Origin of the sequence: Melittangium boletus DSM 14713 (genome assembly GCF_002305855.1) — a bacterium.
GTDB classification, from domain to species: Bacteria; Myxococcota; Myxococcia; order Myxococcales; family Myxococcaceae; genus Cystobacter; species Cystobacter boletus.
The window spans coordinates 1618503-1634198 of record NZ_CP022163.1; the positions used below are offsets into that span (position 1 = coordinate 1618503).

Annotated in this window: 16 protein-coding genes and 1 other RNA gene; 9 read left to right on the forward strand and 8 right to left on the reverse strand. The window is 70.7% G+C overall.

The features are described from left to right. Positions 1–273 precede the first annotated feature (273 nt). Positions 274–840 (forward strand): sensor histidine kinase family protein, encoded by a 567-nt coding sequence (locus tag MEBOL_RS06875; RefSeq protein ID WP_095976659.1) that lies wholly within the window; start codon positions 274–276, stop codon positions 838–840. A gap of 27 nt (positions 841–867) precedes the next feature. On the opposite strand, the gene MEBOL_RS06880 is transcribed toward MEBOL_RS06875, so the two are convergent. From MEBOL_RS06880 to deoC, 4 genes are all read right to left on the reverse strand, one after another. Then, positions 868–1545, reverse strand: a complete 678-nt coding sequence (locus MEBOL_RS06880; RefSeq protein ID WP_095976660.1) for a hypothetical protein — start codon at positions 1543–1545, stop codon at positions 868–870. Continuing rightward, positions 1542–3278 carry a phospho-sugar mutase gene (locus MEBOL_RS06885; protein WP_095976661.1) on the reverse strand — a complete coding sequence of 579 codons (1737 nt, stop codon included), beginning with the start codon at positions 3276–3278 and terminating at the stop codon, positions 1542–1544. Before MEBOL_RS06885 ends, MEBOL_RS06880 begins: the two co-directional genes overlap by 4 nt. A 71-nt stretch (positions 3279–3349) precedes the next feature. Further along, the gene (locus MEBOL_RS06890) at positions 3350–3742 is read right to left on the reverse strand and encodes a TraR/DksA family transcriptional regulator (protein WP_095976662.1); all 393 of its coding nucleotides are present in this window, start codon (positions 3740–3742) and stop codon (positions 3350–3352) included. Between the two features lie 20 nt (positions 3743–3762). Further along, complete coding sequence (gene deoC / locus MEBOL_RS06895) at positions 3763–4596, reverse strand: deoxyribose-phosphate aldolase (RefSeq protein ID WP_095976663.1); 834 nt, start codon at positions 4594–4596, stop codon at positions 3763–3765. Positions 4597–4670: 74 nt separating this feature from the next. Here deoC and MEBOL_RS06900 point away from each other — a divergent pair, with 74 nt between their 5' ends. The 3 genes from MEBOL_RS06900 to MEBOL_RS06910 are packed head-to-tail and all read left to right on the forward strand — an operon-like array spanning position 4671 to position 7315. Further along, a complete protein-coding gene (locus MEBOL_RS06900) occupies positions 4671–5819 on the forward strand; it encodes a ComEC/Rec2 family competence protein (RefSeq protein ID WP_095976664.1) in 1149 nt (382 codons plus the stop codon). Then, positions 5816–7063, forward strand: a complete 1248-nt coding sequence (locus MEBOL_RS06905) for a ComEC/Rec2 family competence protein (RefSeq protein WP_095976665.1) — start codon at positions 5816–5818, stop codon at positions 7061–7063. The genes MEBOL_RS06900 and MEBOL_RS06905 overlap by 4 nt, the downstream gene beginning before the upstream one ends. 12 nt (positions 7064–7075) lie before the next feature. Next, a complete protein-coding gene (locus MEBOL_RS06910) occupies positions 7076–7315 on the forward strand; it encodes a DUF3006 domain-containing protein (RefSeq protein WP_095976666.1) in 240 nt (79 codons plus the stop codon). Positions 7316–7325: 10 nt separating this feature from the next. Here the strand turns inward: MEBOL_RS06910 and MEBOL_RS06915 are convergent, their stop codons facing one another. Continuing rightward, a complete protein-coding gene (locus MEBOL_RS06915) occupies positions 7326–8912 on the reverse strand; it encodes a GYF domain-containing protein (protein ID WP_095976667.1) in 1587 nt (528 codons plus the stop codon). A gap of 145 nt (positions 8913–9057) precedes the next feature. Between MEBOL_RS06915 and MEBOL_RS06920 the strand changes: the two genes are divergently transcribed. Continuing rightward, complete coding sequence (locus tag MEBOL_RS06920) at positions 9058–9345, forward strand: FYDLN acid domain-containing protein (protein WP_095976668.1); 288 nt, start codon at positions 9058–9060, stop codon at positions 9343–9345. A gap of 56 nt (positions 9346–9401) precedes the next feature. On the opposite strand, the gene MEBOL_RS40980 is transcribed toward MEBOL_RS06920, so the two are convergent. Beyond that, on the reverse strand, positions 9402–9569 hold the full coding sequence (locus tag MEBOL_RS40980) for a hypothetical protein (RefSeq protein ID WP_157774798.1): 168 nt from the start codon (positions 9567–9569) through the stop codon (positions 9402–9404). 256 nt (positions 9570–9825) lie between these two features. On the opposite strand from MEBOL_RS40980, the gene MEBOL_RS06925 reads away from it, so the two are divergent. The 3 genes from MEBOL_RS06925 (at position 9826) to rnpB (ending at position 11586) form a co-directional block, all read left to right on the forward strand. Then, complete coding sequence (locus MEBOL_RS06925) at positions 9826–10554, forward strand: zinc ribbon domain-containing protein (RefSeq protein WP_095976669.1); 729 nt, start codon at positions 9826–9828, stop codon at positions 10552–10554. A gap of 9 nt (positions 10555–10563) precedes the next feature. After that, positions 10564–11160, forward strand: a complete 597-nt coding sequence (locus tag MEBOL_RS06930; RefSeq protein WP_095976670.1) for a ribonuclease HI family protein — start codon at positions 10564–10566, stop codon at positions 11158–11160. 34 nt (positions 11161–11194) lie between these two features. Next, positions 11195–11586, forward strand: an RNA gene (gene rnpB / locus MEBOL_RS06935) — RNase P RNA component class A. A 19-nt stretch (positions 11587–11605) separates the two neighbouring features. On the opposite strand, the gene MEBOL_RS06940 is transcribed toward rnpB, so the two are convergent. Further along, positions 11606–12163, reverse strand: a complete 558-nt coding sequence (locus MEBOL_RS06940; protein ID WP_095976671.1) for a hypothetical protein — start codon at positions 12161–12163, stop codon at positions 11606–11608. Between the two features lie 123 nt (positions 12164–12286). On the opposite strand from MEBOL_RS06940, the gene ftsY reads away from it, so the two are divergent. Next, the gene (ftsY, locus tag MEBOL_RS06945; protein WP_095982628.1) at positions 12287–13852 is read left to right on the forward strand and encodes a signal recognition particle-docking protein FtsY; all 1566 of its coding nucleotides are present in this window, start codon (positions 12287–12289) and stop codon (positions 13850–13852) included. Between the two features lie 4 nt (positions 13853–13856). On the opposite strand, the gene MEBOL_RS06950 is transcribed toward ftsY, so the two are convergent. Next, positions 13857–15647, reverse strand: a complete 1791-nt coding sequence (locus MEBOL_RS06950) for a M1 family aminopeptidase (protein WP_095976672.1) — start codon at positions 15645–15647, stop codon at positions 13857–13859. Positions 15648–15696 lie beyond the last annotated feature (49 nt).

Genomic DNA, 15696 nt, shown 5'->3' on the forward strand with positions numbered 1-15696 from the left:
AGAAACGAGCCGCTGTCTTTGTTCGGACAGAGGGGTGGGAAAGCAGCGGGCGGCGGCACGTTCATCGCATTCAATGAGCGGCGCGCGGGTGGGCCCGTTCACGGTGGGACAGCGGGGACCGGGAAGGCCCCTCGCGCGAAGACGGAAGCTGGACGTATGGGCGGCGACCGGGGATGGAGGGCGAGTGGCGGGAAGTCGGCGTCCCAGACGGCGAGGGGGGGCCGACATGAATCACATGAACCACATGGTGCGGGCGATTCACGAGGTGACGCGATGAGCGCGGTGGCGATGGCCTGGTGGCCGCAGAAGATGCTCGGAATGGGTGGAGAGGGCCGCGGCCGCCTGGCTTCCGCGGAAGTCCTCGACGGGACCGACGAGCAACGCCTGGACCTGTGCGCGCTGGCCCGGCACGCGGTGTCGCTGCTGCACACCACCGGCCACGTGGAGCCCACCGACGTCCAACTGGAGCTGCCAGACGAGCCGGTATTCGCGCGGGTGAGCGCGCGGCGCATGGAGCAGGTGATGCTCCACCTGCTCGTCGACGCGGTGTGGATGCGCCGCGGCGCGGAGGACCCCGTCCGGGCCGTGCGGCTGCGCGTGGAGCCGCAGGACGACTTCGGCGATTACGGCCCCACCATCCAGATGCGCTACGCGGCGCGGAACCTCGGCCCGGCCCAGGCACGCGACACGTCCGGCGCCGCGCAGCGGAGCGGCCTGTCGCTGGCGCGCGAGCTGGTGGAAGCCCAGGGCGGCCACCTGGCGGTGAAGCACCACGGGCACACGGGCAGCACCGTCGTCGTCACCGTGGAGCTGCCGGACCAGGGCACCGCGAGCTGGTAGGGCTCGCGGGCGCCGGACACGCGCCGCCTACAACCGGTAGGCGACGCCGATCGTCGCATCCAACGTGAAGAGCGCGTCGCGGCGCAGCGTATAGCCGCGCAGGTAGGTGGCGCCGAGAGACGGCCCCATGCGCACGTTGAACGTGACGGCGAGGTCATTGTTCACGAAGTACTCGAGCCCACCGCCCACGAGCAGGGGGAAGACGGGTCCACCGCCATCGCCGAAGGTGACGTAGAAGGGCACGTCGATGCCCACGTTGACCATGAGCGCGCTGCCCACGGGCAGCCCCAGGGTGAAGCCCACCGGCAGGGCCAGACCCACGTCGGTTCTTCTCTCGTAGAAGTAGAAGAACGGGCCGGGCGCGAAGGTCAGTGCGACGTTCACCTGCGAGGTCTGCAGCAGCATCAGCCGCATCCAGGCCTGCAGCTTGAACCCCGGATCCACGAGGGAGACGATGCCCTCGCGGCCGTAGTTGAAGCTGAGCTTGCCTCCGATGTCGAAGCGCGACGTGGCGCCATGCAACAGACCCAGCGACACGCCCGGCCAGCCCACCTGGCCCACCAGCGTGTTACGCCCCTGGCCCACGGTCTGGCCCGCCAGGACGGACCATCCCTGACCCCGGCCATATCCACCCTCTTGCGCCAGGGCCGAGCCCGACACGAGGAGCATGCCCACCCACAATCCACTCAGGACGCCGCGCTTCACGCACCCACCTCCGGCTGCCCCCGCTCACGCGCGAACGCGAGGAAGGCGTCGATGAACTGTTGGAGACGCGCCTCCGCGCGCACGCGCGCGGCCCGCACCGGTTCACCCGGGGCCAGCGTCTCCTTCAGCTCGAAGTAATATTTGATCTTCGGCTCCGTCCCCGAGGGACGCGCCGTCACCCGCCCGCCCCCCTCCACCTCGAAGGCGAGGACGTTGGAGGGCGGCAGCTTCCCGCCCGGCAGGTAGTCCAGGATGCGCGTCACGCGCCAGTCGCCCAGACGCTCGGGGAACGCGCCACGCATCGACTCCATGATGCGCGCCATCGTCTGGACGCCCTCGGCGCCCGGGAAGGTGAAGTTGCGCTGCCCGCTCACGTACAGGCCGTACACCCGCTGGATCTCCTCCAGGTAGCCGAGCACCGTCTTGCCATTCGCCTCGCACCACGCGGCCAGGTCCGCGAACACGAGCGCCGCGCCAATGCCGTCCTTGTCGCGCGTCGCGGTGCCCACGCAGTAACCAATCGCCTCCTCGTAGCCGAAGACGAAGCGCACGCCCTCGTCCCGCTCGCGCGCGATCGCGCGGTTGGCGATCCACTTGAAGCCCGTGAGCACCTCGTCATACGCGGCGCCCAGTTGGCTCGCGATGTCACCCAACTGGGTCGAGGACACGATGGTGGTGACGACGTAGGGCGTGCGCCCGTCCCCGCGCCCCTCGGCCAGCAGGTAGTGGCCCAACAGCACACCCACCTCGTTGCCGGTGAGCATGCGCAGCGCGCCCTCCTCCCCGCGCACCATCACCGCGAGGCGGTCCGCGTCCGGATCGTGGGCGAGCACCAGGTCCGCGTCCACCCGCCGCGCGGTGGCGATCGACAGGTCCATGGCGCCCGGCTCCTCGGGGTTGGGAAAGCGCACGGTGGGGAAGGTGCCATCGGTCTGGTGCTGCTCGGCCACCGGGTGGACGTGGCGGAAGCCCGCGCGCGCGAGCGCCCGCTCCATCCACACCCCGCCCACGCCGTGCATCGCGGTGTAGACGATGCGCAGCGCGTCCGAGCCCCGTCCGTGCACGCGCAGCCGGGAGATGGCCTCCAGGTAGGCCTCGCCGATGGCGTCGGTGAGATCCGTCCACAGGCCCTGGGCGCGCGCCGCGTCGGGCGGCAACAGCCGGAGTTGATCCGCAGGCCCCACGCGGGCGATCTCCGCGGCGATCCCCTTGTCATGGGGCGGGATGATCTGCGCGCCGTTGCCCCAGTAGACCTTGTAGCCGTTGTACTCGGGCGGGTTGTGGCTCGCGGTGACGATGACGCCCGCGGCGGCGCCGAGGTGCAGGGTGGCGAAGGCGACGAGCGGCGTGGGGACGAGCCCCGGGAAGACATGGGCGGGAATGCCCTCGGCGGCGAGCACGGAGGCGGTGTCCTCGGCGAACTCGGCGCTCAACCGGCGGCCATCGCGGCCCACCACCACGCCCCGGCGGGTGACGTCCGGAACGGTGGCCTTGAGGTAACGCGCCAGGCCCGCGCTGGTCCGGCGCACCACCGCGCGGTTCATCCGGTTGCTGCCCGCGCCCAGCACGCCGCGCATCCCCGCGGTGCCGAACTCCAGGTCCGCCGCGAACCGGTCCGCCAGGTCCGCCAGGTCCCCGCGCGCGAGCACCTCGCGCAGTTCCGCCACGGTGTCCGCGTCCGGGTCCGCCCGCAGCCACGCCTCCGCCCTGTCCTTGAGTGCTGTCGCGTCCATGTCGTCGTCCCCTGCTGCCGCCTGCCGCGTCTGTTCAGCGATGCTCCACCCGGGCGTCTCCCCGGAGCGTTTCAGGAATAGTCCGTGAGCTTGCGCCGGGTGGGCCCGCCCTTGGGCGCGTCCTTCTGACCCTGGCAGTTCACGCAGAACTCCACATAGGGCATGGCCTCCAGGCGGCCCAGGGGAATCTCGTCACCGCACTCCTCGCACTCGCCGAAGGAGTCCGGGTCCTCCCGCAGCTTGCCGAGCGCCTTCAGCACGCGCCCGAGCACCACGTCCGAGTTGCGGTTACGGTTGGAGGCGATGGCCTGCATCATCTCGTTGAGCGGCTGTTCGTCCTCGTCGCCGCCCACGCGCCCCTCGTCGGTGCGGTTGGGCTCGATGCGCAAGGGCGTCTTGCCCGTGAGTTCCGCGTGGATCTCCAGCAGCCGCTGCTTGAACCTCTCGAGCTGTGACGTGTTCACGGACCGAGTCTCCGGGAGGGCTAGTACTTCGCGGCGGACTGCTGACCGCTGACGATGGCCACGGACGCCGAGGCCCCCAGCCGGTTGGCCCCCGCGCGAATCATCCGCAGGGCATCCTCCGCCGAGCGGATGCCCCCGGAGGCCTTCACCCCCACCCCGTCGCCCACCACCTGGCGCATGAGCGCCACGTCCTCCTCGGTGGCGCCTCCGGAGCTGAATCCCGTGGACGTCTTCACGAACGCGGCCCCCGCGTTCCGGGCCAGCACGCACGCGGCGATCTTCTCGTCCCGGGTGAGCAGGCTCGTCTCGAGGATGACCTTCACCGGCAGGGGGCCGCTCGCCTCCACGACTCCGGCGATGTCCTGGAGCACGAGCCCGTAGTCACGGCCCTTGAGCGCGCCCACGTTGAGCACCATGTCGATCTCCCGGGCGCCGGCGCGGATGGCCTCGCGCGCCTCGTACGCCTTGGCGCTCGTGAGCGCGGCGCCCAGGGGAAAGCCCACCACGGCGATGGGCACCGACGCCGAGCCCTCGAGGACGGCCGCCACCGTGGCCACGTGGCTCGAGTTCACGCACACCGTGGCGAAGCCGTGCCGTGCCGCCTCCCGCGCCACCCGGGTGACGTCCTCGCGCGTGGCCTCGGGCTTGAGCAGGGTGTGATCGATATAGGGCGCCAGGTCCGCGTGGCCCGCCAGACGCGAGGCGTCGACGGGAGCGGTGCTCACCGTGCGCGGAGCCCCGGTGCTGGCGGGTGCCCCGGGGGGCGCTCCATCCGCTCGGGAACCGGGCGGGTTCTGGCGGAAGTACTCGGCGATTTCCTCGACGACGCGCTGGATGTCCTGGGCCTCGGCCATGGCGCGGGATGTAGCCCAAGTCCCCGTCACACGGGAAGCGCCGACACCGGCACTGGGATAGAGTTGTCCACGTCATGGCTTTCGCCCGGTTGCTCCTCGCGCTTCTCCTCCTGTTCGCCGCAGCTCCGGGCCAGGCCGCCTCGCTCAAACCCCTGTCCGTCTACTTCCTCGACGTGGGCCAGGGAGACGCGGCGCTCATCGTCTCGCCCACGGGCAAGACGGTCCTCATCGACGCCGGCCCCCCCGAGGCCCAGGCCACACTCGTTCCCCGAGTGAAACAGCTCGTCCAGGGGCCCATCGATCTCATCATCCTCACCCACCCCCACCTGGACCACCTCGGAGGCATGTCGCGGGTCATCCAGGCGGTGGGGGTGCGGCGCTTCATGGACCCGGGCTTCGACCACCCGAGCGACGCCTACCGCAAGCTGTTGGACGTGGTGGGCGAGGAAGCGGGCCAGGTGATGACGCCCACGCCCAACCCATCCGCGCCCGACACGCCCCTGAGCATCGGATTGGGCGAGGGCGCGGCGCTCTCCATCCTCTGGCCGCGCGTGCCCCAGGAGCCCTTCCTGAAGAGCACCCGCTCGGACGCCAACTCCAACTCCATTGTCGCCAAGCTGACGTACGGCGACACCTCGTTCCTGTTCATGGGGGACGCGGAGCCGGAGACGGAGGCGCGGCTGCTGGGCAAGCCCCTGGATCTCTCCGCCACGGTGCTCAAGGTGGCGCACCACGGAGGCCGCTACTCCTCCACGGCGCCCTACCTCGCGGCGGTGCGGCCCCAGGCGGCCGTCATCTCCTGCGGGGCACGCAATGACTACGGGCACCCCACCGCGGAAGCCCTCGGACGGCTCCAGGACGTGGGCGCGCGCGTCTTTCGCACCGACCAGGACGGCGAGGTGCTCGCAGTGAGCGATGGCGCCACCGTGACCCTCACCGCCGCCCAGGGGCGCGCGCCTCCCGTCGTGGTGAAGGGGCAAGGCCCGGGCGCCCCCCGCGCGTCGAGCGGCCCGAAGGGCAAGTCCGTGGAAATCGTCGTCGGACGCCAGGAGCCGGCCGCCAGCGGCTCGGGGTCACGCTACGTGAGCCTCAAGGGCAGCAAGGTCTTCCACCGCGAGGACTGCCCCACCCTGAAACGGGCGAAGACCCAGCAGCGCACGGTGTATCCGGACCGAGCCTCCGCCCTGAAGGAGCGTCGGCCCTCCGAGGATTGCAAACCATGAGCCGCTCCATCCGGACCCTGGCCACGCTGCTGTGCGCATGCCTGCTGTGGGCGTGCGAGGAACCCGCCCCGGCTCCCCCGCCCGAGACGAAGCCCGTCCAGGCCCCGGCCCTGCGCTACTTCGGCCATCCGGCCGACGGCAAGCTGCACGTCTACTTCCTCGACGTGGACCAGGGGGACGCCACCCTCATCGTCTCGCCGGACGGGCACACGGTGCTCGTCGACGCCGGCCCTCCCTTCGCGGGGACCCATCTGGCCAACCGGCTGCCGGAGCTGCTCACCAACAAGCTCGACCTGGTCATCCTCACCCACCCCCATCTCGACCACTACGGAGGCCTGCCCGCGGCGGTGGGGGCGGTGGGCGCGAGCAGGCTGCTCGAGCCGCAACTGCCCAACACGCCCTCGGACTATGACGCGCTGCTCGCCTCGCTCGCGGCCAAGGGGGTGGAGGTGTTCTCCCCGGAGGCTCCGCCCGGGAACGAGCCGTTGCGCCTGCCGCTGGGCGGCGGGGCGGAGTTGAGTGTCCTCTGGCCCCGCGTGCCCACCGAGAAGCTGCTCACCGGCGAGGGCGCGTCGGAGAGCAATTCCATCGTCCTGCGGCTCACCTACCGCGACACCACCGTCCTGCTGATGGGGGATGCCCGGGAGCAGACCGAGCGGCGCCTGATGCAACTGGGAGCCCCCTTGAGCTCCACGCTGTTGAAGGTGGCGACCCATGGAACCGCCACCGCCACCAGTGCCGCGTTCCTCGAGGCGGTCCAACCCCGGGCGGCCATCCTGTCCACCGGTACGGGCAATCCGGAGAGCGCTCCGTCCCGGGACGTGCTGGGCCGGCTGGAGGCGATGAAGGTGCGCCTGTTCCGCACGGATCGCGACGGCGAGGTGCACGCCGTGAGTGACGGCCAACGCTTCGCCGTCAGCACGCAGCGGCGTCCGGAGAGCGCCACGCAGGGCGAGGCGTTCTTCGAGGGGATGAAGGAGGAGCCCCCGAGCCCCCCCCCGGCCCACATCAACCTGAACTCGGCCGGACCCGAGCCGAAGTCGAAGCTGGCCCGGGCCGAGCGCCCGGAGTCACCCGCCCAGGGCAAGGGCCCCTTCGTCGCCAGCAAGCGCAGCGACAAACGGCTCTTCCACAAACCGGACTGCTTCGCCGCCAAGCGCATCAAGAGCCAGAACAAGGTCGTCTTCAAGACCCGCGCCGACGCGGAAGCGCATCAGTTCCATGCCCACGCCTGCGCGCACTGAAGGAGCCCCGCCATGCCCAAGGTCACCCTGGATCGATTCGAGGAAGAACTCGCCGTGCTCATCGTGGACGGGCGCGAGGTGGTGCGCCCGCGCGCGGCCCTTCCGCCCGACGCCCGCGAGGGAGACGTGGTGGACCTGGACACGATGAGCGTGGACACGGCCGCCACGGAGCAACTGCGCGACGAGGTGCGGCGGGCGCGGGAGAGGGCCCTCGCGAAGAAGGCCGCCCCTCCCGGTGATTTCGACCTGTGAGCGCGCGCGACTAGCGGGACTTGAGGACGAGCGGGATCTCGATCTCGACGTCCTCGCCCGAGAAGGCGGGGAACACCAACTCCCGGGCGCGCTCGTTGAAGCACTCTCCCGAGGGCGAGGCGCCAATGTCCGCCCGATCGAAGGCCACCTGCTTCACTTCGCCCGAGCTGCCCACCGTGGTGATGAGCAGCAGCTTGCCGTTGCGCAGCTTGGGGTTCTTGCGCAGGGCCTGATCGATGCAGGGCTTGAAGCCGGGACGGGAGGCATCCACCACGCGAGCCACCTCCGCCTGGGGCGGACCGGGAGGCGGAGCGGCGGGGGCATCGCCCTGGGGAGCGGCGTCTCCCAGAGGGGTCAACTCATCCCCCACGGCATCCCCGGGAGCGGCGGCCGTCTCGTCCGGAGCGGGCGCGTCCTGGGGCTCGGCGGGGGCTTGCTTCTCCTGGGCGGCTGGAGCCTCGGGAGCGGGCGCGGCGGGCGGCGCGGCGGGCGCGGGCTTCGGCGCGGGGGGCGGCGGCGTCGAGTTGCCCAGCAACAGGTTGCGCAGCTCCTCCACCCCCTCGGCCGAGAAGATGGACACGGGCTCCCGCACCAGACGGCCCTGGGCATCCGCGCGAGTGACCCGCAGGGGAATCACCTGCGTCTCGGTGAGGGCGATCAACAGGCCCACGGGCACCACCACCAACAGCACGAGCACCAGGAGGATCTTCAACGCCGGAGAGCGCCGCCGCGCGCCCGGCTTGCTCGCCGATTTGACGCTCTTGGACGCGGCGGGAGACGCCTCGAGCGCCGGAGAGCGCCCCTCGTCCAACCGCGAGTCCACCAGGGGGCGATCCGGCTCTTCCTCGGAGGGCGAGGACTGCGGCAGGTCCAGGTCGGAGAACAGCTCCCCGAGCTGCGCCGAGGGGGCGTTGACGTCGGAAGGCGCGGCGGCGGACTCGGGCTCGGGCTCCCAGGGCGTGGAGGCGGGAGCCGCCCGCGCGGCGGGCTCGGGCTCGGTGCTCCAGGTCGTCTGCGACGGAAGCGGAGGCTCCGGCTGCCACGACGTGGAGGAGCGCGCCGCGGGAGTGGGCTCCGGCTCGGGCTCGGGCTCCGGGGCGGCCGGAGGCGGCGCGGCGACGGCGGGCGGCTCCTCGGCCACGAAGATGCCCTCGAGCGCGGGCAGTTCCTGTCCCCGCTTCCAGTCCGCCATGCCCTGCTGCCAGAAATAGCTCCGGGGGGTGACGGTGCCCTCGGCCACGAGCGCGCGCAGGGCTCCCTCGTCGAGAGGACCCTCCTGCTTGCTCTTGATCATCACGAACCAGGACGCGGCGGCCTCTCCGGCCGGCATGGCGCGCGTGGGCTCATCCTCCCACCCTCCCGCCGCTGGCGCGGCCTGGACAGCCGCCTCTTCCTCGGCGAGCGAACGGTCCTGCTCGCGCAGACGCTCCACGTCCGCCAGGGACACGACGCGCGTGCTCTCCTCGAGTTCGGCGGGGGGACCCTCCACCGAAATGACGTTCTGGCAATTCTTACAGCGCACCTTGACGGTCTTGCCGCGGACCTTGTCGTCCGCGATGGAGTACCGCCGCTGACACTTGTTGCAGGAGAAGTTCAAGAGGGATGTCCCACGCACGCACACCCTGGGCGAGCGTGCGGAATGCTAACCCCATGGCGCTAGAGTGCAAACCACTGGGTTGACTCCGTCTGCCAGCCCAACTAAGAGCCGCCGTCCCCTACCCTCTTGACATAGAAGGTGGCGCATGCCCGCGAAGGACCTCGGGAACAAGTTCGTCTGCTTCAAATGCAGCACGAAGTTCTACGACATGAAGAAGCCAGACCCTCTGTGCCCGAAATGCGGCGCGGATCAACGGGAGAGCCCCGCGCTCAAGGCTCCCACCGAGGGCCGGAGGGGGCGGCTGTCCGCCGCCCCCAAGATCATCGAGCCCACACCCGAGCCGGAGGAGGCCGAGGTCGGCGAGGACGAGGAAGGAGCCGATTTCGAGGACGAGGACGCCGAGCCCGTGGCGGAAGACGAAGACGAGCTCTGAGAGCTACACCCAGGGGGCTTTCACCCAAGGCGGGTGGAGCCCCCTGGTTTTTTCGCCTACCTCGGTTCGCGCTCGGCCGAGGCCGCGAGCTGGTGGATCACCCGGCGCACCTGGGCATAGCGCAGCGGCCCCAGGGTCTGTACCCCCACGGGACGGCGCGGCGGCTTCACGGCCACCGCGGAACTCGGCCTGCGCCTGGGCGTGGTGGGCTTCTTGGGCTGCATGGGACGTCCCCCGGCTGACATGTTTCGACATGTAGCAGCTTTCCACCCGGACGGAAACTTTTCGCCATCCCACCTCGCTCCCCCTCGGCGGAAACGCACGTTCGCGTGGCTGGCCCTTGAGGAAGCGGCCCACTGCGCCCGGCCGGTCGGCCGCCCGTGGATGACAGGAGGGTGATTTGTGCGTTGGACCCTTCAAACCCTTGTTGGTAGAAGGGCCCGGGCCCCGGGGTAGGGCCCCCCATGGAGGCAGACGATTTTGCGGGAGAAACTGAAGGCACTGGCGGAGCTGCAGAAGGTGGACCTCGAGGTCGCCTCGCTCCGGAAGGCCGCGGACGTGCACCCCCGGCAGCTGGCGGAGTTGGAGCGCGAGTTGGGCGCCGCGCGCAGTGCCATCGAGGCGGAGCGCAACCGCGTGACGGACATCGAGCGGCAGAAGAGCACGCTCGAGCAGAACATCACCGACGAGAAGGACAAGGTGAAGAAGTGGGAGGCGCGGCTCGCCGAGCAGCGCTCCACGCGCGAGTACTCCGCGCTCGCCCGGGAAATCGACATCGCGAAGAAGGCCAACCAGACCATGGCCGATGAGCTCGTCGAGCTGAGCAAGACGCTCGGTGGCGCGCGCGAGGCGGTCAAGGGCAAGGAGGCCGAGTTCGCCACCCGGCAGGAGCAGCTGTCGGTGCGCATGACGGAGCTGCGCTCCAAGCAGAGCCTCGCCGAGAACCAGGTGAAGGAGCTCGAGGCCAAGCGCTCCTCGGTGTCCGCGGGCGTGGATCCCACCCTGCTGCGCCGCTACGAGACCATCCGCAAGAAGAAGCTGCCGGCCATGGTGGGCGTGGTGCAGGGTGGCACGTGTCTGGGCTGCCGGATGAACGTGCCTCCCCAGCTCTACAACAACCTGCGCGTGTCGCTCGGCACCGACGTGTGCCCGTCCTGCAACCGCATCATCTACGCCGTCGAAGCGCTCGAAACGCCGGCCGAGAAGTAGTCGCGGGTGATGGCTCCGCCGGATCTCGCCGATCTCCTGCGCTACATCGCGCGTGAGGAGCCGCTCACCGGAACGGTGCGGGCCTTCCCCGGCTTCACCCGGGAGGACGTGGGCCGCTTGCTGGAAGCCGCGGCCACGAAGCTCTCGGAGCGTCCACCCCCCGCGCCCGCCCAGGCACCGCCCGCGCTCCCCGAGAGCAGCGCCACGCGCCTCAAGCTCTTCTCCGATGGCGCCGCCCGGGGCAATCCAGGTCCCGCCGGCGCGGGTGCCGTGCTCGTGGATGGGGACGGTCGCGTGGTGGCCCGCCTTGGCCGCTTCCTCGGCGTGCAGACGAACAACTACGCCGAGTACATGGGTCTGCTGCTGGGGCTCGAGCACGCGCGGCACCTCAAGGTCCGGGAGCTGGAAGTGCTCGCCGACAGCGAGCTGCTCATCCGCCAGCTCCAGGGGCGCTACCAGGTGAAGAGCCCCACCCTGCGCCCGCTCTACGAGGAAGCCACCGGCCTGCTCAAGCACTTCGACCGGGTGAAGCTCGTCCACGTGCCGCGCGAGAAGAACAAGGCCGCCGACGAGATGAGCAGCCGCGCCATCGACGAGCGGATGTGAAGCACCCACGTCCCCGTGCTATGAGAGGGGGGCCGGAGTGGTCCGGGTGAACGCTGGTCACCGCAGGCACGGGTGACGGGAGGAAAGTCCGAGCTCCAAAGGGCAGGGTGCTGGCTAACGGCCAGTCGAGGTGACTCGCAGGACAGTGCCACAGAAAACAAACCGCCGGTTCCGCGAGGGGCCGGTAAGGGTGAAACGGTGCGGTAAGAGCGCACCGCGTCCGGGGTGACTCGGACGGCACGGAAAACCCCACCTGGAGCAAGAGCCAATAGGAGCGCGTCCCTCTCGGGGGACACGGGTTGCCCGCCCCATGCGCTCGGGTTGCTCGCTGATGAGGCCCCTGGGCAACCAGGGCCCTAGATGAATGTTCACCGCCCACCTCGAAAGGGGTGGGGACAGGACTCGGCTTACAGGGCCACTCCGGTTTTTTCCCGCCGCGCGCACGTCACCGCGCCACGGGAATCTGCATGAGCAGGATGCGGCTGCGCCCGTCGTTGCGCACCGCCTCCGGGTTCTTGAGCTGCAGGCGTCCGTCCGTCTTCGGATCCCAGAAGCCCATCCACAGGTTGATGGTCCGCGCGGGGGAGGTGGCGGGGATGGCGATGGCGAACTCGTCCTTCACCGTCTCACCGGGCTTCCACTGGGTGGTGGGGTAGAGCCCGCCGGCCGGCTTGTGGTCGACGTTGACGCGCTCCATGCGCCCCTCGGCGTCCTCCACGTGGACGAAGACGATGTAGTCCTCGTCCAGGGGCTTGAGCACCTTGAAGTAGGCGGTGACGCGCGCCACGTCTCCTGGCGTGAGGCGGCCCGGCTGCACGCTCGCGCCCACCAACTCCACCGTGTCCTCGAAGTTGGCGCCCCCCTTCACGGACAGCGGAGGCACCTCGGCCACCACCGCCTGCCGCCGCTCGTTGGGGCTGGCGCCACCGGGGGCCTCGACGATGCAGGCCGGCAGGAGCGGGGACACGCACAACAGGAAGGCGAGGAGCGAGGGACGGGGCATGACGAGCCCGTTTCTACCGGCTTCCCCGCGCTTCATCCACCCGCCCGTACCTGTTCACCGAGGGGCGCTCCCCACGAAGAGAGGTAGGCCTCGCGGAGCATCTTGCGATATGCGGTGCGCGCCATGCAGACGCCCACCGCCCTCCCCTTCCTCCTCGCGCAGGCGCCCTCCCCTCAGCCGCCTCCTCCGCCCACCACCCAGCCCGGGGTGCCGGAGACGGGCACGCCGCCTCCCGAGAGTGGTCCCGTGGGAACCCTGGTGGGCGTCACCGCCGCCGTGCTGCTCATCGCGCTCATGGTGGCCGCCGCGCGCAAGCTCTTCTTCAAGCGCCGCGCGGAGCCGACCGCCAGGCCCGCCCCGGGCAAGGCACCGGGTGAGCGGCCCGCGCTGCCCGAGGAGCGGCCGGAGCTGCGCGTGGAGCTGCCGCCCAGCGAGGCGGAGCTCGCCCGGCGCCGCGAGGCCGAGGAGGTGCACGAGCGCGCCGAGGCACTCACCCGTCAGCGCGAGGAAGCCGTGCGCGCGGCGAAGGCCACGTCGGACGCCACCGAGCGTGCCCGCCTGGAAGCCCAGGTGCGCGACCTCAAGGCTCGCGAGGAGGAGGAGAAGCGCGCCGAGTACCGCGCGAAGAAGGCGCTGGACGACGAGACGCGCGAGCGGCGCAAGCGCGAGCGCGAGGAGGCCGAGCGGCTGGTGCGCGAGGAGAAGGCGCGCGAGGCGGCGGCCGAGGAGGAGGCCCGGCGCGCCGAGGAAGCGGCCGCGCGCGCCAAGGTGGAGGCCGAGGCGGGCCGCACGCTCGCGCAGGGCCTGGACAAGACGCGCAGCCAGGGCTTCATGGCGCGGCTCAATGGCCTGTTCGGCTCCAACCGGCAGGTGGACGAGTCCGTGCTCGCGGAGATGGAGGAAATCCTCTTCACCGCGGACATCGGCGTGCGCACCGCGTCCAACCTGGTGGAGGTGGCGCGCGAGAAGCTCAAGCGCAACGAGCTGAGCGACGCGAGCCGCATCAAGTCGCTCATCCGCGACGAGGTGACGCGCATCGTGGACCTGCCCGTGCCGCGCACACTGGAGGGTGGAGGTCCGCCGCACGTGGTGATGGTGGTGGGCGTCAATGGCGCGGGCAAGACGACGACGATCGGCAAGCTGTCCGCTCAGCTCACGAGCCAGGGCAAGAAGGTGGTGCTCGCCGCGGGCGACACGTTCCGCGCCGCCGCCACCGAGCAGCTCGACGTGTGGGCCGAGCGCGCCAACGCCCAGTTGGTGAAGGGCGCCGAGGGCGCGGACCCCGGCTCGGTCATCTTCGAGGCGGTGAAGAAGGCACAGACCGAGGGCGCGGACGTCATCATCGCGGACACGGCGGGACGGCTGCACACCAAGGTGAGCCTCATGGATGAGCTCAAGAAGGTGAAGCGCACCATCGACAAGGCGCTGCCCGGGGCTCCCCACGAGGTGCTGCTGGTGCTCGACTCCACCAACGGGCAGAACGCCATCCAGCAGGCCCGGCAGTTCCACGAGGCGGTGGGCGTCACCGCGCTCGCGCTCACCAAGCTGGACGGCACCGCCAAGGGCGGCGTCATCATCGGCATCTGCGACGAGCTGAAGCTGCCCGTGGTGTGGGTGGGCGTCGGCGAGAAGGTCGCCGACCTGCGCCGCTTCAACCCGAAGGAGTTCGTCCAGGCGCTGTTCGACTGAGCCCCTACTCCTCGCCCATGTTCAACAGGCCCGGCAGAAGCTCCTCCATGAGCTTCATCGTCTCGGCGTCCATGGCGGCGCCGCCCGCGCCGCCGCCCAGGAGCGAGCCCAGGTTGGGCTGACCCAGGTCCTCGTCCCCGTGCGCTTCCCGCCACCAGCGCACGCGCAGGCGCTCGAGCTGCTTCTCGTGCGAGGGACTGGCCTTGGCCAGCTCCCGGGTGAAGCAGTCCGAGCACGTCCACTTGAAGCGGTACGTGTCCACGTAGGCGCGCAGACCCTTGAAGAAGGCCTCGTCGCCGATGAGCTTGCGCGAGGCGTGATGCAGCAAGGGCGCCTTGCCGTACACCAGCGCGCCATACTGCAAGGGATCCTCGAAGCCCGAGGTGGGCCGGTCCGCCGGGCCGTCCTTGCCGCCCGACATGCGCATCATGTGGTAGGCCGCCACGAGCGCGTCCCGCCGCATCTGCTCCGCCACGTCGCGCCCGTGCTTCCACTCCATGTAGAGCAGCGCCGAGTACTGGGCCAGGGACTCGTCCACCACGGGCGCGTTGATGGGATCCGAGCCCACCAGCCCCGCGAAATACTGGTGCGCCACCTCGTGAGCGACGGTGAATTCGAGCGTGCGCTCGAGCACCTTGGCGAACTGGCCGAGCGGCGCCGCGTCACCGCCCATGGCGCTCAACAGCCCCTGCATCTGCTCCATACCCGGAATGCCCTCGAGCGCGCTCTCCGGGTTGGCCACGCCCCGGTAGAGCGACGTGCCCACGGTGACGAGGCCGGGAAACTCCATGCCGCCCGCGCCTCCCGACAAGGGCGCCTCCACCACGCGGAAGGTCTTGAAGGGCAAGGGCCCCAGGCGCCGCTCGAACTCGGTGAGCGCGTCCCCCGCGTACTTGAGCACGCGCTTGCCCACCACCGCGTCCCGGGCCGAGAAGTGGCTCTCCACGCTCACGCCATTCACCGTCGCCGTGGCGCTCTCATAGCCGCGCGAGGCGAACACGGGGAAGTCGCGCACCGCGCCCGCCGCGAAGCTGAAGCGCACCCGGCCATCCTTCTGGGGCACCTCGCCCATCGCCACGCCCGTGGCATGCACCTTCCAACCCGAGGGCACGAGAATGCTCGCGAGCACGTTGGCGGGCTCGTACAGCGCCAGATCGCCCACGCCCGTGGGGCCGGCCCAGGGAGTCCCCCCGGCGTCGAGGGGCGGCACCAGCGGCACCACGCCCACCAGGCTCAAGAAGTCCTCCGTGGCGGAGAAGGCCCCGTAGTCGCCGCCCGCGCTACCGCCTCCCGACGCGCCGAGCGCCCCCAGGAGCGAGCCCGTGCCCGGCTGCGCGCGAGGCACCCGCCCCTCCAGGTCCACCTCCACCACCACCGTGCCCCCCGGCGCCACGGGAGCGGCCAGCGGCAGCCGGTAGAGCCCATCCTCGGGGCGCTCGAGCTTCACGGGCTGTCCGTTCACCGTCGCCGCCTCGAGCATCATCCGGGGATCGAAGGCATTGGGGGTGACGCGCAGGTGCACGGCGTCCAGCGCGCGGTCACGCACGCGCAACTCCACCCGCAGATGGCCCTTCACCTTGCGCGCCGGAGGGTCCAACTCCAATCGCACCTGGTAGCCGGGCAAGGCCTCCAGGGGTCCGAGCGCCTGGGCCGCCCGGGCCTTCTCCTCGTTCTTGAGGTGTTGCAGGGAGAACTGCACCTCGGGCGGGACGAAGTCCCCGGCCGTGGCGCTCCCGGACAGGAGGAACAGGGCAAGCAGGGGCCAGTGACGCGGATGGGCGGGCATGGAGGGCATGTTACATCCCGCGAGCGCCCGACCCGTGGCGGCACTACCATGCGCTGCC